Source organism: Williamwhitmania taraxaci (assembly GCF_900096565.1).
In the GTDB taxonomy this organism is placed as follows: domain Bacteria; phylum Bacteroidota; class Bacteroidia; order Bacteroidales; family Williamwhitmaniaceae; genus Williamwhitmania; species Williamwhitmania taraxaci.
In genome coordinates, this window is sequence record NZ_FMYP01000042.1 from 1 (window position 1) to 19,470 (window position 19,470).

Genomic DNA, 19,470 nt, shown 5'->3' on the forward strand with positions numbered 1-19,470 from the left:
ATAGCTCGTCCCTGTTGCTTTCAGCTGTCGGACATAGTAATTTACCGTATTGCGGTGTATGGCTAAACTTGAAGAACAGCTGCGGTTGCTTTCTCCTTTGATTTTTAACTGAATTAATTGTCGTACATCCATGATATCTATCTTCTTTGCGGCCATATCCCTGATTTAAGTTTCAGCGATAAGATAGAAATCATTCCTTTCAATGGCTCAATGGCGCAATTTGCGTCGAAACGGGTGGCGCAACTTCGACCGAAACAATAGCCTAAATGCACCTAAAAAAGTGGCACAACTTCGACCGAAACGCCTGGCACAACTTGAACCGAAATGGGTGGCACAACTTCGACCGTTTTATCTAGGTGTTATTTCAACGGAACCGAGATATAATGGAAGGTTGAGAAGTAACGTCGAAACAAAACTACCATATTGGCTAAAGATTCAAAATGATGGGTTGCATTTTATAGAATTTTCTATACCAATTGATTTATGCATGTATGACAAAAGCATTTTTAAAAAGGATGGCATTATAAATTGGACAGATAAAAGATTTTATTTCGTCAAAGAATAGTTTATTAAAACGTGGCACATCAGCGTGTATAAGCCATTGCTGGCAGTGCGTTGGTTATCAGTCTTGGTTACCTTGTGCTGCCTCGACCACTAAGCGCTTTGAACACGCAACGGCACATAAACGCAGACGTTCGTTTGAACAAAATTTGATAAATTAAAGAATATAACTAAAACCTCAAAAATTCAAATTATGAAATATTTCCCTCCCATTTTTAAACAGCAACAGTTTAATTGCCCTTTATGTGGTGTTTATGCAAAGCAGACATGGTCTAGTTTAACTTATAGCCATTTGGGTGTAGGAAAGAATAGTGAAGATATGGTCGTTTCGTATTGTCATCACTGTGATGGAAATTCATATTGGTATAAAGGTAATATGATTATTCCATCAAGTGGAAATGTAGAACTACCCAATCCTGATATGCCAGAAGATTGTAAGCAAGATTATTTAGAAGCTAGAGATATTCTAAATCTTTCTCCCAGAGGAGCAGCAGCCTTATTAAGACTATGTATTCAAAAACTAATGAAACACCTAGGGCAGAATGGAGAAAATATAAATAATGATATCAAAGAATTAGTAAAGTTAGGATTGCCTAATCTTATTCAACAATCACTAGATATTTGTAGAGTTGTAGGGAATAATGCTGTTCATCCTGGAGAATTAGAATTGAATGATACTCCTGAAATTGCACAAACGATGTTTAGACTTATTAATGTAATTGTTGAAGATAGAATAACTAAGCCCAAAGAGATTCAATATTTGTTTGATTCTTTGCCTGAAGGTTCGAAAGAAGCTATTAAGAAAAGAGATAAATAAAAAAAACTGGGCACAATAAATAGGACTTTAAGCGGCACGAAGTGCCAGCGATATCCCCGAGGGCAAAGTGGTGAAGCGAATGCTGTTTAAAGGCCCACCTATCCACTCACACCTCCATTGGAGGAGCCGGAGGAGGTCGGTAACCTGCCTCTCAACCAACACTATTTCACTAAGACAGCACTAGTAGCCAAGATCTTTTTCGACGGAACAAAACGAGCGAAAATAAGCGATAGAAGCGCCAAGAAAGCCCCTCCAAGAAAAGGAATCCGCCAGTTGTAAATCCACAACAAACCACCAACTACCGGCAAAAACACCGCCGTAAGGTGATTAATCGTAAAGCCTACCGCCATCGACGGAGCAATATCTGCCGGTTCGGCTTGCTTGCGGAAAAAGGAATTTATCGAAATGGCAAAGCTGAAAAACAAGTTATCCACAATATATAAACCCGAAACCACCATGCTATTCTCAATCAAGCCATAGCCCAAAAACACCAGAATCAAAAACACATATTCCACCGTAAGCATCGCTCGCTCTCCATAGCGGTTGATGGCTTTCCCCACATACGGGCTCAGCACATAGGTTATGATATTGTTTACCACAAACAGAATCGTAATATGCGTAATGGAGAAGTGGTATTTCTGCACCAAGATAAAAATGGCAAACACCATGAAAATTTGGCGACGCGAACCACTCAAAAGATTGAGCACATAGAACAACCAGTATTTCCGCTTCAGAATTAGCTTTTTATGCTGAGGGGGAAGCAGTTTATCCACCGGATTCTTGCGCAACGAGTACACCCCGGCCAAAAACACCAAGACTCCTACAATAAAGAACATCCATTGGAACGATAAAAATCCTGCCATTAACCAGATAAATACCCCCGTAGCAATATTCGTCAATGCAGTATAGCTCCTAAATTTCGACAATACCAACGGAACCCGTTCGGGCGAAAAATACTGCAAGGTAAGAGACTGGTTGGCGGTTTCGAAAAAGTGAAAACCAACAGACATCAGTATTCCTGTTAAAATTAAGCCTTCGAATGTTGGGAAAAAGCCCGTAACCATTACCCCAATACCACACAAAATAATGGAGTAAACGGCAAAACGATGTTCCGCAACCACCACCAAAATATAAACAGCGAAAAATGTTAAGAACCCCGGTATTTCACGAAACGACTGTATCGCTCCAACCTGCACCGAGTTGGCTCCGACTTTTTCCACTGCAAAATTATTGAATAAGGTCTGCCAACCCTGATTTCCCAGTGCCGATGCAATGCAAAGCACCGCCAAAAATCCATACATCGGGTTCACCTTATAGCTGCTGTAATCTTTCAATGTCTTCTATTTTTCTGCAAGAATAGCAATTCCTATCAACAAAAAAGCGAAAACAACCAATGTTTCTGCTCCTGAAATATCCAAAGACCACCACTATTGCTCTATATTGCTACCCACATCTGGAGGTATACTACCACGGTTAAGCGTCGAGCCTGCCCCCGAATACCTTCCCACCACGTTTTTTTGCACATCCCCAAATATTATTCAACCATCACGCACCACATGCCCACATTATTTATACTTTAGTAAAGAAATAAACTGGAACATAAGTTTGGTTTATCTATCCATATTGGGGTGGATAAACCCAATTAAGTTGGGTTTATAAACGAGTTCGCAGAGATTGTAAAATAAAAAATGTAAAGAAATGAAATTTGTAATAATAATTTTAACAATGATGCCTTTTTTGACCTTTGGACAGTATGACCCAAAGATGGAAGAATATCAGCATAAAAGAATCATAACAAAATCAGATACAATAAATTATCAAATCTATTCAAAAGGAAATATTAAGGAGAAAAATAAAATTCTAATCTATTTTCAAGGCTCAGGCCCAACTCCTTTGTTTAGGGAAACCACTAAATCTGATACGATAAAAGTAGTTGAAAATGGTATCACAAAAGATATAATAGAGAAGAGTATTATCATAAACAGTTTTGTTCCTTTTGATTTAGACAGCTTCCCTAATGATTATATTTTTGTTATAATTTCAAAAAAAGGTGTTCCCTTTTCAGCGGATAGAGATACCTATAAGCCAAGTCAAACCTTTTTGGAAAACGAATCATTAAATTATAGAGTTTGGCAAGGAGACGAAGTAATTAATGACCTAACTAAATATTATATAAAAAATCCAAATAAAGTTGTAATAATTGGACATTCAGAAGGTTCAGATGTAGTTGCAAAGTTGGGACATACAAACAAAAAAATTACACATATTGGATTTTGGGCAGGTGGAGGGAATACACAGTATTATGATTTTGCTCTATTTATTCAAAAAGATGTTCAGAGTGGCAAAATAACGCAAACGGAAGCGGTTGATTCTTTAGAAGGGTTGTTTAATGATATTAAAAACATTGAAAGCGACCCTGATAATACAGAAAAACAATGGTTAGGAAATTCATATCGTAGATGGGCTCATTTTTCAGAACCAGCAATAGACAATTTATTAAAAATAAACAAACCACTATTTGTAGCAGTAGCTGGAAAAGATGAGTCAGTTCCTATTGAAAGTAGTTTATTGATTCCTATTGAATTTATTAGGCATAAAAAGACTAATTTGACGTTTAAGATTTACCCTGACTACGATCACTCGTTTGCTATTCCGATGCAAGATGAGGATGATGAAGATGAAGATTGGATTTGGGAGTGGAAGAAAGTATTTGAGGACTTTATGAAATGGGTAGAACAATAACAACCTCTGTTAATAAATAGGCCCTTAAGCGTCACGTAATACCCAACTCCCCGCCATTTTTTCAATAGTAAACGTTTTCGGTAAAGTCCGTAGTAATGTGGCAGCTATTTGCATTATATCACATGAAACTCTAATGACCAATACTATCAACTTTAAAAATATTTCGGCTCAATTCATTTGTATTGCACTATTGTTATCTATACTTACAATGGAGTATATAATGATTCAAAGCAATAGAGGATCAGCAATGGGAATTAGCTTTTCTTTATATTTCATTCCATTAATCGTCTTTATAATACCAATCTTATTTCTCCTCGATAAGAATCAATCCAATCATTTAAGCAGAGTAGTTGGAATAGTTTCGCAGGGTCTTTTTTTTGGATACTTTGTTTACAAGACTATTTTTTATTACCGGGTTAATAATGATATCCAATATTATAAGGATAATTTTGAGGATCACTTTAGTCCAAGAGTGTTTGAGTTAGTTTTTGTCTTTATGATAATTGCACTAATTATACTTTACTCAACTAGTAAAATAGTCCGAAATAAGAATTTAAATGCTTGAGCGAATAATCGTTGTTTATAATAGATAGCCCTAAATGCTATGACTACTAATAAATCAAGTTTTAGAGACCGAACCTGTTTGTTGTTTGAGAAACCTCTCTTTATTCTTTCAGCAATAACACTTGTTGTAATACTAACTATTTTCACTGGCGGACTTGGATTTTTTTTTGGTATTACCATTGCCTTAATTACATTTTGGGCCAAAAGATGGGATTGGCATTACTTTGGATTATCAAAGCCTAGCTGGACAAAATCAATTATTAGTGGCATACTATACGCTATTGGTATCTTCCTTTTAGTCGATGTTTTAATACAGCCTATTCTCGAACATCTCTTTGGCGAAATAGATTTACAGTCGTTCAGCGGAGTAAAAGGTAACCTCATAAGCTATGTAACTCTTATCCTATTTATGTGGATTATTGCTGGCTTTGGAGAAGAATTTCTTTTCAGAGGTTATATCGTAAAACGGTTAGCAATAATTTTTGGAGACACTAACTATTCTTGGCTTATGTCAGCTACAATTACGGCTATAATATTTGGGCTTGCACACATATACCAAGGAACATCAGGCGTTATTACCACTGGAATTATTGGGTTTATTATGGGAATGATATTTCTCCGACATCGCCAAAACCTTTCTATAGCAATGTTTACACATGGATTTTATGATATGATTGGCATTACCTTACTTTACTTAGGTGAAGAAAGATCAATTACTGAGTTTATTAGCAAATTAATACTAGAGTAGTAATGAAAAAAGTAAAAAAGAAGTTGAGCATAGACTGGAAATCTAAATCGATTGACCTTCTGATTGTAATAATTGGTATTACTACAGCTTTTCAGCTGAATAACCTCAATGAATCAAATAAATCAAAGGCACACGAAAAGGACTATCTAAAAAGTTTTTACGTCGAAAATAGAGATAACGAGGCTAATCTTATTGCTGCCTTGAAGTTTTCAGAGTCCAATAAAAATGACATTGACACTTTAAAATACATTCTTTTGTCGAAGAATTATGCCGATAAAAGAATCAAAATACTCACAGCAAGTATGATGGGAGTGGCTAACTATACTCCATCTATTACTACAATGGAAAATGTAACAGCATCGGGTGAGTTTGAATTAATTGAAGATATTGAACTCCGAAAGCAAATAATCCTAACCTATAATACCTATAATGTAACCCTAAAGTTAGAAAGCTTATTGTCCGACTATATTAACAAATACGTAACTCCTTTTCTATTCGAAAATATACGTTTTAGTAACCTAAGTCCTATCAATTCTACATTTATAAAAGACCCCTTATTTGAAAATATTGTTATTGGATATGAAGTCCTACTAACCCAACAAATAAAAGGTTATCAAGACAATTTGGAGAAGATAAAGCTTTTAAACAACAAGCTAACTACTGCTAACAAATAGGCCTATAAGCAGCACGTTGTGCCGAGCGATAATCTCTCACACCAACAGCCCCACAAGACCAGTAACTCCTCTTTTGGAGGCGTCGGAGGAGGTAGGTAAGGTGCCAACTCACACATATAATCGAATGTCGATTCTGCTCTTAACCGTTCCGCCAAGGCGGCGCAAATAGCTCCATGCATCTTATTACTTTTTGTTCGCGCTGCCATTTTGGACCCTTCATTTACCGGAGGTTGTCACCCCCGGCTATTCACATTCAACCCCTACGGGGTAATTCTGCACCTGCCATCCTTTCACTTTTCACCTTTCACTCCTATGCGACCTACTTTTGCATCAAGATGTGTCTTTTCCATTTGTAGAATCCATCCTTTAACCATTCACTTTTCACAATTCACATTTTCCATGCCTCCACTTGTTACAAACAACTATAAATACTACATTTATCCGCTTAACATCAAACATTGCTTATCGTATGAAACGATTTCTACCCCTACTTCTAATTTCAGTCGTACTGCTCACCGGCGGATGCGCATCCAAGCGATTGGCCAAGCAAGGAGCTAAGTTCGAAAGCCAAGGCCTTTACGAGCAAGCAGCCGAATCATACTATATGTCGGCTTTTAAAAACAAAGATAATGTTGATGCGCTGGTTGGCCTAAAGAAGAATGGTCAGATGCTTCTCGACCACAAGCTCATTGCCTTTACCAAAGCATACGATGGCGGAAATATGAAGGATGCCGTTTATGGTTACCTCGATGCTGCCAGCTACAAGGATAAGGTGAGTGGTGTTGGTGTAAACTTAGTAATGGCCGATCGCTATAAAGGAACCTACGACGATGCAAAGTCGCGGTATCTCTCCCAAATATATCCCGATGGGGTTCTTGCCCTCGATGGCGAGGATTTTACCAAGGCAGCACTGATCTTTACGGAGGTAAAAACCCTTCAACCGGGATACGAGCGCTCCGATGAAAATTTAGTTATTGCTTTAGCAGAGCCCATTTATCGGGAAGGGGTTAAATCGATGGAAGTCGGTATGAATCGTAAGGCTTATGGTAGCTTCGATAGAATTATTAAAGCACACGGCAGCTACAAGAATAGCGATGAGCTTAAGGCTGAGGCACGCAAAAAGGCCCTTATTGCTATTGCTGTGAAACAAATTGAGGCCTACACCAAAGATGCCAGCTTTGCAATTCAGCTACAAAGCCTTATCACCGGTTCCATAAATGGGTTGAATAATCCTTTCTTAATGATTGTGGACGAAGAAAACCGTCAAAAGCTAATTAATGAGCAAACCGCCAACCTTATGAGCAACAATACCTCTATTGATGCAGGGCGGTTGTTGAGCGCAAATGCCCTTTTAAACTGTAAATTGATGGAGGTATCAGCCAATACCGGTAGTGAAATAGTTACGGATGTGCCAGGCTATATTAAAGAGATGGTTACTAAGTATGATAGCGCTCAACGCAAGAATATTCAAGTTCCGATTTACCATAAAACTAGATACAGAGAGTATACACAAACCAATTCGGTTAAAATCACTTTGCAGTATCAACTATCATCGGTTGAGTCAGGTGCTATCATGTTATCGGATGTTATCAGTGTTCCTGTCTCCGATAATACTCACTATGCAATCTACGATGGAGATAAGCAAAAGCTCGTTCCTGGTTATTGGAAGCGCATAGATAGGGATTCGCCCGAAGATGCAGTTTACGATAACCGAAGTAGCATTGATGGGCTTAAAGTGTTGCTCCAATCAATTAAGATTATTAATTCCGTTGACAAACTAAAATCAGATGCCGCTAAAAGCATTGCTGCAACGGTTTCATCAAAGCTAAATAGCTACAACCCTGAAGGGAAATAGAAAATAAGTGAAAGGTGAAAGGTGAAAGGTGAAAAGTGAAAAGATGGTAGCTGCCTATAATTTATTTGAGTCGATTTTGTCAATAGTATTATCTTAAAATTAGGGATGTTTCAATAGTCTTTTATTTCACCTAAAGCCTATATATACAGCCTTTAAATAATCGTATTAGAATATGAATACGCGCCTTACAATATTTGCAATAGTGGCTATTTTTGCCGCAACTGCTTGTTCTTCCTCCAAAAAGGCTCAGGAAAATCTACCTCCAGCTCCGGCATGGGTTGCTAATAAACCTACTCAGCCTGGTTACTACATTGGGGTTGGACGTGCCCCAAAGGTTGGAGATGTAAACGGATATCGTCAAGCCTCAAAGAATAATGCCCTGGCCGATTTGGGAAGCGATATTTCCATTTCCATTTCAAGCAGCTCGGTGTTGCACAAGTTCGAATCAGCGTTGAGGTTCTCCGAGGATTATAGCTCAAACATACAAGCCGAATCGCAGAAGGATTTGGAGGGTTACGAGCTGGTCGATACCTACGACGATCTTACGAGTTCCTGGACCTACTATCGCCTTTCCAAGAGTGCATGGCAAGCGGTACAAGAGCGCAAAAAGAGTGCTGCCGTTACCAGTGGCCTCGATCTTTACCAGCGCGGAAAGGCATTCTCGGATGCCGGCGATGTGAAGAATGCTTTTGTTAGCTACCTTAAGGCGTTAGAAAGCCTAAAGGCTTACCTTGGCGAATCCCTCCAAATTGAGAGCGAAGGTAAAAGCATCCTTCTCGGCAATGAGATTTTTGATGCAATAACCTGGCTCGTAAAAAATGTGAAGGTTGAGGCGGTAAACTTGCAGGTCTCCGTAAAGTATGGAGAAACCATTTCGTATGAAATGCTGAAGTTCCGCTTTTCCAACGGGAGCAGCCCCCTGAAGATGTTTCCGGTAGTATTTAGCTATTCGGCAAAGCCTATACGAAATAGCCGTACCAGCACCGACGATCTTGGCACTGCTGGCTATACGCTCGAAGGCGTAAACTCTACTAACGCTCGAGAAACGTTTTTTGCTACGGCCGATTGGGCTACCATGGCTGCCGAAGCCACCTCCGATATGTATTTTAAGCGATTGGCTGAGAAGTTTACAACAACTCCTGCTTCCATTTCCATTTCTATTGTTAAACCTAAGATTTTTGTTGTTTCTGTTGAGAAAAACTTGGGTGAAACCATTCCTGACAGACTTCTCGCTTCTAAGCTATCGATACTCCTAACGGTCGAAGGAATAAACCAAGCATCCAGCGTAAGCAATGCTGATTTTATTCTTACCATTACCGCTGATGCAGCCGCTCGAAACCAATCGGGGAATCTTTTTTATGCCGAAGTTGTTGGCAACATTGTTCTTACCGACAAACTAGGCAACACACTCCTTATGCAACCGCTTTCGGGTGTCAATGCGGCTCACTTAACCTACGCAACTGCTGGTATTGAAGCCTATAAACGCCAAAGCGATAAGCTGGGCGGTTATATCTGGACCCAAATCCGCGATAAGATTATTAAGCGTTAAAATCGTATTTAACGATCCAGTATTTTTTCTGTAAAGAGTAAATAACCCCAATGCTGGACAGCATTGGGGTTTGTAGCGAATATAAGCTACCAACTCTAAACTATATCCCTATATCTATTTATCACCGTATGCTTTTAAGTGGTCATCGTTGCTAACCTCAACGCTATCGTTACTATCGTCCGCATCGGTCAATTCTACATGCTTCTCTTTTTCTAAATCAACTTTTGAAAGGGATGCAGGCGCTTCGGCATTAGTTACCCAAACGGTATTTTCCTTGTAAACGTACACGGCCCGTACGTTGTCCCAGTAAAAGTTATGGTAAGGGAAGAATACCCAGCGATGTGCAAATGTGGCTCTAGGTGCCCATCGCGGATGGTACAGCGCAACCCTGCCGCGGTGGTGGTTACCTCTTTTTACAACAACTACCTTGTTGTGCCTCCCATTGTGATTTCTACCTTTTTCTACTCGTTGTGCAACTCCATTCAGTGCGGCGAAGACGAGCATCAAAGTTGTAAACGATACGATCTTGGCAAGTGTTTTCATCGTTTTAGTCTTTTGTCTGTTTGTCATTAATACATTTAAAAACAGCGATACCCTACCTTCTCCAAAAAAAAATAATCTATACCATCCTAGTTCCGTCTATAAGTGCTGCTTCAATGCTCTTGAGTCAGTCTGTTCTTAACGAAGTTCCATGTATTTAAATCTTGAATTACAAGTTTCTTTATTTTCTCATGTTGCAGAATTTACTATCTTTAATGACCAATGCAACACTTTTGTATTCGTTATCGTTTTTTGATTTGTTCGTGAAATTGCACAAACAATAATATGCCAAATAATCTGTGAAGATTATTGCAGAACTGTATGATGGAAGATGTTTTCTCAATTGATTATTAAACTCTTTCTAATTTTTTTTGTTTCTTGAAGTGGAAATTGAATAGCCAATTTTTCATTTGAACGGAACTCCCCAAATGAACACAGATGAGCAATCATCTTGAAAATATAACGTAATGGAGAGTCAAGAAAAATTAAAGATACTTTTTGTTGAGGACAGCCCCAACGATGTTGAGCTGGCAACACGAATGCTCGAGTCGGAAGGTTTCTCTTTTTTGCACCTGCGGGTGGAAACTAGGGAGGATTACTTAGAGGCCTTATCCTCGTTTAATCCAACCATCATAATCTCCGATTATTCTATGCCTGCCTTCAATGGGATGCAGGCTTTACTACTAGCAAAAACAGTTACTCCTAGAACGCCCGTTTTAATCTTAACCGGTTCATTGAATGAAGATATTGCTGTAGAGTGCATAAAAGCCGGTGCCGATGATTATGTAATAAAAGAACGAATAGCAAAACTTCCCCTCGCACTCCGACAATCACTCGACAAATCAAAGATGCGGAAGGAAAAGGAGGAGATGGAATTCCAACTGAAGCAAAAAACGGAGGAACTCGATACCTATTTTTCCAATTCGCTCGATCTTTTCTGTATTGCTGAAACTACCGGTATTCTCCGGAGACTCAATATGGAATGGGCTGCCACCCTTGGGTATAAGCTAGAAGAGTTAGAAGGCAAAAATCTTTTAGAGTTGGTTCATCCATCCGATTTAGATCAAACCTTGGAATTCCTTTCGCAGCTGGCCGACCAGAACGACGTACGCAATTTCGTGAACCGATTAATTGCCAAGGATGGAACTGAAAAATGGATTGAATGGAGGGCGAATTCAGTTAGCCGGAAGATTTATGCTGCTGCTCGAGATATCACCAAGCGAATTGAGGCAGAACAGCTATTACAAGAAAGTGAGGAGCGTTACAAATCTATTTTCCACAATAGTCACGGCGTAATGCTGCTTCTCGACCCAGAAAGCGGTAGGATACTTGATGCCAATCCTGCAGCCTCCAATTTTTATGGCTATCCGTTAGCGCAGCTTAAAGAGATGAAGATGTCCGATATTAATACTCTTTCATCAGAACAGTTGGACAATAAGATTGCCGTGGCGATGGCGAAAAAGCAAACACATTTTTACTTTCAGCATCGCTTGGTTAGCGGTGAGATTCGAGATGTAGAAACCTTTGCTTGTCCCATTATGGTTGGTAATAAAAAATTGCTCTACTCGATTATTCACGATATTACCGAAAGGCGAAAAAGTGAGGAGTCATTGCGCTATGAGCGTAGCTTAATGGAAACTTTTCTTCAAAATACGCCCGACTACATTTACTTTAAGGATGAACAAAGTCGTTATATTAGGGTAAACCTTGCTGTTGCGAAATCTTTTGGATTGGACGAGCCAAATAAGCTTATTGGTAAAACTGATTTTGATTTTCTTGGTTTCGAGCATGCCAGCAATGCTCGTGCCGATGAAGTACAAATACTGAAAACCGGAATTCCAATTGTAGCCAAGGACGAAAAGGAGGTGAAGGCCGATGGCTCGGAATCATGGATGTTAACAACTAAAATGCCGCTTCGGGATAAAGATGGTGCAATCGTTGGAACTTTTGGAATCTCTAAAGATATTTCTGAAAGGAAAAATGCTGAACTTGAGCTGGAGCAAAACCAAAAGGTTCTTCAACGTCAAAATAGTGCATACGCCGACCTCAACGAGGAGTTGACTCATTCCAATATACATATCGCGGCAATTAATGCTGAGTTGCTAAAGGCGAAAGAGCATGCCGAAGAGAGCGATCGGCTGAAATCGTCCTTCCTGTCGAACATGAGCCATGAAATTCGAACTCCGATGAATGGATTGTTGGGTTTCTCCGAAATGCTTACTAACCCTAATGTAGATGCCGAGAGGCGATTATTTTATGTAGACATTATTCGCAAGACAAGCGATCAACTGCTTACCATTATCAACGATATTCTTGATATGGCTCGTATTGAGACCAACCAGGTTAATGTGTTTTCCCGAAATGTCACCCTTTTTCCATTACTTCAGAATACTCATGCACTATTCCTGGAGAGAGCAGAGAAACAGTCAGTAAAGCTAATTCTCAATGTATCGGAAGAGGATAAACGCATAGAACTGATGACCGATGAAGTTAAGGTCAATCAGGTTATAAACAACTTGGTAGGGAATGCACTTAAATTCACCTCGTCTGGTTCAGTTGAATTTGGTTATAAACGGCAGAACGATAAGATTCAGTTCTTTGTAAAGGATACTGGAATTGGAATTGGCAAGGAACATTTCAAAATAATCTTTCAGCGCTTCCGTCAAGTGGAAACGGAAATTGTTAGGAACTATGGAGGTTCGGGCCTCGGATTATCCATTTCAAAGGCATTTGTTGAAGTGATGGGAGGCGAAATTTGGGTAGAATCGGAGATAGGCAAAGGGACAATATTTTACTTTACCTTACCTTATACTGCTGTAAAGTCTCATCCATCGGCCAAAGCCTTGGACGAGGAGGAGGTAAATTTAACGGATATAACTATTCTTATAGCCGAGGATGAGGAGGTAAACTATCTTTATGTTAGCGAATTGCTGGAAGATACTGGAGTTAACCTTTTACATGCCTTTAATGGGAGAGAGGCCGTTGATTTATGCCAGGCCAATCCGGAAATTAAGCTTATTCTTATGGACATTAAAATGCCTATAATGAATGGTATGGAGGCCACCAAGGCGATTCGGCAAATTCGATCTGATTTACCCATCATCGCCACTACAGCATATGCTCTATATGGTGATAAGGAAAAATTCATCAACGTGGGCTGCAATAATTACCTTGCAAAACCAATGAAACGTAATGATCTTATGGCCATGATGAAGACCTACCTTGGTGTAAATGAATAGTTGTTTCTATTCAGATATTTCCATCTTAATGCGCTTACGCTTTAGTGTTTCGTCGCGTAATAGTCTCACCGTTTCACCTGCCTTCTTACGATTTATAGCCACGTAAGAGGTTTTGTCTAGAACCTCAATTAATCCGAGTTCATTCTTGGCTAAGCCTCCCTTTTGCAGGAGTAATCCAACAATGTCTACCTTGTTTATTTTGTCTTTCTTTCCGGCACTGATATAAAGGGTAACCCATTCCGGTTGTGCTGGAGGAGGCAGGATTGCCGAAATATCTTGCTCCTCAACGTCTCCTTCGATAAAGTTTGGCAGGTAATCTTCTTCTCCTAAAATAAGATATGCTGAACCATTGGCTGTCATCCGCGCAGTTCTTCCGTTGCGGTGGATGAAGACATCTTCGGTTTGCGGCAGTTGATAGTGAATAATGTGTTTAATCTCCGGTATGTCGAGTCCCCTCGAAGCTAGATCGGTAGTGATAAGCAGGTGATGGCTTCCGTTACGGAACTTGATCAATGCTCGTTCGCGATCGTCTTGCTCCAGGCCACCGTGGAAAATGTCGTGCTCTAATCCTTTTTGGTAAAGCAAATCGCTAATACGTCCCACTGCCTCGCGGTGGTTGCAGAATATTAGCGTGGTTGCATTTCCAAGTGTGCAAATTAACCGATAAAGGGCGTCGAGCTTATCCTTTCCATTGGCAATTACCTTCTTCACTACGAGCCGTTGGGGCTGTTCGGTAGAGAGATAGTTAAGTTCTATTGGATTTGTGATACCAGTAAAGAGTGGAATACTCTCAGATTTGGTTGCTGAGGTTAAAATTCGCTTTTTGAGCGTGAGGTTATCGATGATGTATACCATCTCGTTCTGAAAACCGAACTCAAGTGCCTTGTCAAATTCATCCAAAACCAAGGTTTTTATCCCTCGGGTGTCGATGATACCACGGCGGATATGATCGGCAATTCTGCCCGGAGTTCCAACTAAAAGGGTAGGAGGATGGCTCAGATTATTTCGCTCAATTTTTGTTGAGTGGCCACCATAGCAGCAATTTACCTTAAAATCCGTTGTGAGTTTTTTAAAAACTTGCTCTATTTGTATAGCCAATTCCCGCGAAGGAGTAAGTATGAGCGCTTGAATCCCTTCCTCGTTGGCAGTAAACGATTCTACTAATGGTATAAGAAAACCCAGCGTTTTGCCCGATCCTGTTGGCGAAAGAAGTATAACATCCTGTTGTCCCGAGCAAGCCTTTATGGCTTCATTTTGCATAGGGGTGAGCGTTTCAATGCCTAACTTGCTTAGGGCTATCTGAATGGGTGTGGAAATGTTTTGCATGGTGCAAAGGTAGTAAGATATTTGAAGTTAGATCGCAGGTATAATAAGATCGCAGCGAGGTATGCCAAATATGTATTGATGTTGAGGGTGATATGAGCGTTTTTGCATGTTGGTTTTTTTAAGCCTTTACTAGATTGCCTCATGTCCATTCGTTCAATCTGGTATCGAATTGGCACCTGAATAAATTAAACCTTAGCCTCTTTTTTGCATCCAAATCAATCATCACAATAAATAATAGGAGTAAAAACATTACTTTTGACCTCTTTTAAATATCCCAAATTAATGAAAACGACGCATTTACTTTTAAGTTTTGCCGTGCTTATGATAGCAACATCGTGCAAGGAGGATAGTAACTCCTCTAAAAATCCACTTTTGGGTGAGTATACCACTCCGTATCAAACCCCACCTTTTGATAAAATTGCGCTAGCCGACTATAAACCGGCATTTAAGGCTGCCATTGGGATTGCCAAGACTGAGGTTAATACCATTGCTGATAATAGCGAAGAACCAACCTTTGCTAATACCATTGAAGCTCTCGATAACTCTGGTGCGGTTTTGGATAAGGTTAGCAATATCTTTTTCAACCTCAATGAGGCGAATACCGATAGCACCATGCAGTCTATTGCGCAAGAGGTATCTCCAATTCTTTCGGACTTTAGCAATGACATCAACCTAAATGAGAAGCTCTTTGCTCGCGTTAAGGTGGTTTATGACAAACGTAATGATCTTGGCCTTAATGCAGAACAATTGACCCTTGTTGAAAAGTCCTACCGTGGATTTGTCAAGAATGGAGCAAACCTTGACACAACTGCTAAATCACGTTTTCGTGAAGTTTCCCGTCAGCTGAGTGAGCTATCGCTTAAGTTCAACAATAACGTAATGGCCGAAACCAACAGCTTTATACTTCATCTTACCGATAAGAAGGATCTTGCCGGCTTAACCGAAGGTGCAACTGAAGCTGCTGCAATGACCGCTAAGGAGAAAAATCTTACCGGTTGGGTATTTACTCTTCAGCAGCCGAGCTTCCTCGCTTTCATGAAGTATTCCGATAACCGCGACCTCCGTAAGCAACTTTACATGGCCTATTCTACTCGCGGAATTCGTAGCAAGGAAACCGACAATAGGGAGGTTATTCGTAAGATTGTAAATCTACGTTTAGAAACTGCCAATTTGCTTGGGTTTAAATCGTACGCCGATTTATTACTTCAGGATCGAATGGCCGAATCGGCCGATAAGGTAAACACCTTTCTTGCAGACTTACTCGTTGCTTCGAAGCCTGTTGCCATAAACGATGTTAAGGAGGTTGAAGATTATGCTCATCGCAATGGCTTTAAGGGTAAAATTGAGCGTTGGGATTGGAGCTACTACTCCGAAAAACTTCGTGACGAAAAGTATAGCCTCAGCGACGAGCTACTAAAACCATACTTCCAGCTCGATAGGGTTCGCCAAGGTATTTTCGACCTTACCACAAAGCTATATGGCCTTACCTACAAAGAGAATAAGAGCATTCCTGTGTATGCCAAAGATGTTACAGCCTACGAGGTTTACAACGAAGCCAAGCAGCTAGTTGCAATTTTTTACCTCGACCCATTTCCAAGAGAAGGAAAGAGTCAAGGTGCTTGGATGACCTCCTACCGTAAGCAGCATAAGGAAAATGGCGAAAATGTAATTCCATTTATTCAGGTTGTTACAAACTTCACCAAGCCTACTGAAACTAAGCCAGCCCTGCTTACACACTATGAGGTTACCACATTCCTTCACGAGTTTGGCCATGCGCTGCATGGTATGCTTTCGGATGGAACCTATAATAGCCTAACCGGAACATCTGTTTATCGCGATTTTGTTGAGTTGCCTTCTCAAATCATGGAGAATTGGGCACTGGAAAAGGAGTGGTTAGATATGTTTGCGGTTCACTATAAAACTGGCGAGAAGATTCCTGCTGCATTGGTGCAAAAAATTGTTGAGAGTAAGAACTACCTCAGCGGTTATTCCACCGTGCGCCAGCTTAGCTTCGGTATTTCCGATATGTCGTGGCACTCTATTACTACACCACTTACAGAGGATATAATGGCTTTTGAGCAGAAGTCCATGGCTCAAACTGAGCTGTTTCCTGTGGTTCCAAATACCGCTTTTGCAACCGCTTTTGGCCATATCTTTGCCGGTGGTTATGCCGCAGGTTACTATAGCTACAAGTGGGCTGAGGTTCTCGAAGCCGATGCTTTCTCGCAGTTTGAGAAGAATGGTATCTTCGATCGCGCTACAGCAGAATCGTTCCGCAAGAATATCCTCTCCAAAGGTGGTAGCGAGCATCCAATGAAGCTTTACGTTCGCTTCCGAGGTCAAGAGCCAACGATTGATGCTCTTCTAAAGAAAGCGGGTCTCGATAAGAAATAGTCTTTCCATAAAACATTGAAGCGGTTTCTGAGCGTTGTGCACGGAAACCGCTTTTTTAATTACTTTCGTGTTGAAAAGTTAGAAGTTAAAGGGTAAAAGTGAAAAGATGGCTGATATCGAATTTACCGTTTCTTTAGGTGAAACTCGCCACGCTTTAACTTATCCAACTGCCACCACAGCACAACCATGGTAAGCAAAGAAGAGGTAAAATCGGCTACTGGACCACTCAACCATACCCCATTCAGGCCCCAGTAACGTGGTAGAAAATAGAGAGCAGGAATCAGGAAGAGCAATTGCCTGGTTAGTGATAGGAAAATTGAGATTTTAGCCTTTCCTATCGATTGAAAGAAACTGGAAGTGACTACCTGAAATCCAACAATAGGGAACATCATCAGCGTTAGTCTCATGCCGTTGGCTGCCATGTCGATAAGTTCTTTATTTGTTGTAAATGCAGATGCAATAAGGTGAGGGAAGAGTTCGGCCAGTAAAAATCCGAAGCATGTTACTATTGTTCCCGCTAGGATAGTGAGTTTAAAAGTGCGGATTACCCGCGGCATTTGGTTGGCTCCATAGTTATAGCCTACAATGGGCTGCATCCCTTGGTTGAAGCCAATAACCACCATTACTGCAAGATTCCCAATGCTGCCAATAATGCCGTATGCTCCGATGGCAAAATCGCCACCATGCTTTCGTAAACTTATGTTTATGAAGGAAATTACGATGCTGGCCGAAATAAGCATTAGAAAGTTTGACATTCCAATGGAAACAATGTCCTCAATGATCCTTCGTTTTAGCCGCATATAGCCAGGCAGAAAGTGCACAAAACTTTCCCCTTTCGAGAAGTGGTATATAACCCATACCGTACCCACAATTTGTGCAAAAACGGTTGCCATTGCAGCACCCCGGATTCCCCAGTTAAAGGAGAAGATGAATAGGGGAGCCAATGCCAAATTGATTCCAACGGTTACCAGAGTAGTATACATTGCCTTGCGAGGATAACCCGACGCTCGCATTATACCGTTTAGTCCAAGGTAGATATGGGTGAAGATATTGCCGAGCAGAATCACCTGCATAAACTCTCTGGCATAGGGTAGGGTATCTTTACTCGCTCCAAGTGAGTAAAGTATTGGGTTAAGATAAATGTAGGTAACCAGTGCGACTACAATGCTTAGAATGATATTCAGCATTAGCGCATTGCCTAGAACGAGAGTGGCCCCCTTCCGATCGTGCTGGCCCAACCTTATTGAAACCATTGTTCCTGCTCCAACCCCAACCATAGCCCCAAAGGCTGCTAGAATATTCATTAGGGGGAAGGTCAATGCCAATCCCGAAATAGCCATTGGACCAATCCCTTGACCAATAAAAATTCTATCGATAATATTATAAAGCGATGCTGCGGTAGTGGCAATAATGGCCGGAACCGAGTACTGCAGTAGTAGTTTACCCAACCTCTCTACCCCTAAATCATTTGTATTCCCTTTTTTTGCCATCTCGCAGTTCCCCATTTTTCGGCTGCAAATATCCTCATTTTTTGCCTACAGCGGTTCTCTTTTCAAGGAATCTATTTCTCCATTCCGTTGTTCATGGTGGGCAATCAGTTTTGCAACTAATTTGTTCAATCTTTTACTGTTGGTTGTGAATAATGTAGAAAGAATTTACTACTTTAGTTCCCAGATTATTGGATAAACAAACTACTTCTATCCTCCGAACATCAACTCCAATTCTATTTATCATGAAGCATAGCATTCTAATGGCTTTCCTATTAGGCATCCTATTCATGGGTTGTACAATCACCAATCCAACTACTGAGGTTGTAGTGCTACCCGCCGACAGCTTGGTAGTAAATATTGAAAAATACAGCAATGTAACGGTGGCTGTTGAAGGAGTAATTGTTCATCTGTGCGGGGTGGATGGCAAGAAGATGAAGTTGATGACCGAGAGCGGTGCTGTTATCAAGATTGTTCCAATTGATACGTTGGCCAGCTTCGATGAAGCATTTTACGATAAGCGGGTAAGGGTTCTGGGAGTTGTTCGGGAATCGCGTATCGAAACCAGCTCCATTGATAGAATGGAGCAACAAAGGGCCATCCTTTGCCACATCGATAATGCCCCATGCAAGGATTCGGCCTGGGTGAAGAAAAAACAGGAATCAGGTGCAGCAGATACTTTATCGCAGCACTGCATTGATAAACTTAGAACGATAATGAAGCAAACCGGTAAGAACTACATACCTGTTATTACCATCATCGCCGAAAAGGTAGAGTTGGTTGTGCCAGAAAAGAGGTAGTGCTTTTGGTTGGAGCTTTCTCAAGCCTCTGGTGTTTGAATTTCCCACCCATGGCTGGCAGCCATTCACATATCGTGGTTATCGATTGCACCGGTTGATGACGCCAATCACTTGCGTTTTTTGTTGGACAGTAAGGTTTACAATTAAACAATTTACTCCTCTTTGTATCCTTTT

The 19,470-nt window shown here is 40.5% G+C and carries 14 protein-coding genes; 10 read left to right on the top strand and 4 right to left on the bottom strand.

The window, feature by feature from the left end; translation table 11 throughout:
• Window positions 1–202: 202 nt before the first annotated feature.
• Window positions 203–565 carry a hypothetical protein gene (locus tag BLS65_RS11315; RefSeq protein WP_092439037.1) on the top strand — a complete coding sequence of 121 codons (363 nt, stop codon included), beginning with the start codon at window positions 203–205 and terminating at the stop codon, window positions 563–565.
• 189 nt (window positions 566–754) lie between these two features.
• Entirely contained in the window at window positions 755–1,378 is a 624-nt protein-coding gene (locus BLS65_RS11320; RefSeq protein ID WP_092439039.1) for a DUF4145 domain-containing protein, read from the top strand.
• Window positions 1,379–1,539: 161 nt separating this feature from the next.
• On the opposite strand, the gene BLS65_RS11325 is transcribed toward BLS65_RS11320, so the two are convergent.
• Window positions 1,540–2,712 carry an MFS transporter gene (locus BLS65_RS11325; RefSeq protein WP_212590541.1) on the bottom strand — a complete coding sequence of 391 codons (1,173 nt, stop codon included), beginning with the start codon at window positions 2,710–2,712 and terminating at the stop codon, window positions 1,540–1,542.
• A gap of 364 nt (window positions 2,713–3,076) precedes the next feature.
• Here BLS65_RS11325 and BLS65_RS11330 point away from each other — a divergent pair, with 364 nt between their 5' ends.
• From BLS65_RS11330 to BLS65_RS11355, 5 genes are all read left to right on the top strand, one after another.
• Window positions 3,077–4,120: a dienelactone hydrolase family protein gene (locus BLS65_RS11330; RefSeq protein WP_092439043.1), complete on the top strand. Its 1,044-nt coding sequence runs from the start codon at window positions 3,077–3,079 to the stop codon at window positions 4,118–4,120.
• A gap of 604 nt (window positions 4,121–4,724) precedes the next feature.
• A complete protein-coding gene (locus tag BLS65_RS11340) occupies window positions 4,725–5,432 on the top strand; it encodes a CPBP family intramembrane glutamic endopeptidase (protein WP_092439046.1) in 708 nt (235 codons plus the stop codon).
• Window positions 5,433–5,434: 2 nt separating this feature from the next.
• The gene (locus BLS65_RS11345) at window positions 5,435–6,106 is read left to right on the top strand and encodes a DUF6090 family protein (RefSeq protein ID WP_092439048.1); all 672 of its coding nucleotides are present in this window, start codon (window positions 5,435–5,437) and stop codon (window positions 6,104–6,106) included.
• Window positions 6,107–6,575: 469 nt separating this feature from the next.
• Window positions 6,576–7,961: a hypothetical protein gene (locus BLS65_RS11350; RefSeq protein WP_092439050.1), complete on the top strand. Its 1,386-nt coding sequence runs from the start codon at window positions 6,576–6,578 to the stop codon at window positions 7,959–7,961.
• Between the two features lie 172 nt (window positions 7,962–8,133).
• On the top strand, window positions 8,134–9,510 hold the full coding sequence (locus BLS65_RS11355) for an LPP20 family lipoprotein (RefSeq protein ID WP_092439052.1): 1,377 nt from the start codon (window positions 8,134–8,136) through the stop codon (window positions 9,508–9,510).
• Window positions 9,511–9,624: 114 nt separating this feature from the next.
• Here the strand turns inward: BLS65_RS11355 and BLS65_RS11360 are convergent, their stop codons facing one another.
• Window positions 9,625–10,053, bottom strand: coding sequence for a hypothetical protein (locus BLS65_RS11360; protein WP_092439054.1), 429 nt, complete (start codon window positions 10,051–10,053; stop codon window positions 9,625–9,627).
• 464 nt (window positions 10,054–10,517) lie between these two features.
• Between BLS65_RS11360 and BLS65_RS11365 the strand changes: the two genes are divergently transcribed.
• Window positions 10,518–13,289: a PAS domain S-box protein gene (locus BLS65_RS11365; RefSeq protein WP_092439056.1), complete on the top strand. Its 2,772-nt coding sequence runs from the start codon at window positions 10,518–10,520 to the stop codon at window positions 13,287–13,289.
• A 6-nt stretch (window positions 13,290–13,295) separates the two neighbouring features.
• Here BLS65_RS11365 and BLS65_RS11370 read toward each other — a convergent pair whose 3' ends face one another.
• The gene (locus BLS65_RS11370) at window positions 13,296–14,615 is read right to left on the bottom strand and encodes a DEAD/DEAH box helicase (protein WP_092439058.1); all 1,320 of its coding nucleotides are present in this window, start codon (window positions 14,613–14,615) and stop codon (window positions 13,296–13,298) included.
• Window positions 14,616–14,897: 282 nt separating this feature from the next.
• Between BLS65_RS11370 and BLS65_RS11375 the strand changes: the two genes are divergently transcribed.
• Complete coding sequence (locus BLS65_RS11375; protein WP_092439060.1) at window positions 14,898–17,009, top strand: M3 family metallopeptidase; 2,112 nt, start codon at window positions 14,898–14,900, stop codon at window positions 17,007–17,009.
• A 122-nt stretch (window positions 17,010–17,131) separates the two neighbouring features.
• Here BLS65_RS11375 and BLS65_RS11380 read toward each other — a convergent pair whose 3' ends face one another.
• Window positions 17,132–18,499 carry an MATE family efflux transporter gene (locus tag BLS65_RS11380; protein WP_092439085.1) on the bottom strand — a complete coding sequence of 456 codons (1,368 nt, stop codon included), beginning with the start codon at window positions 18,497–18,499 and terminating at the stop codon, window positions 17,132–17,134.
• A 242-nt stretch (window positions 18,500–18,741) separates the two neighbouring features.
• On the opposite strand from BLS65_RS11380, the gene BLS65_RS11385 reads away from it, so the two are divergent.
• Window positions 18,742–19,296 carry a hypothetical protein gene (locus BLS65_RS11385; RefSeq protein WP_092439062.1) on the top strand — a complete coding sequence of 185 codons (555 nt, stop codon included), beginning with the start codon at window positions 18,742–18,744 and terminating at the stop codon, window positions 19,294–19,296.
• Window positions 19,297–19,470: the final 174 nt, after the last annotated feature.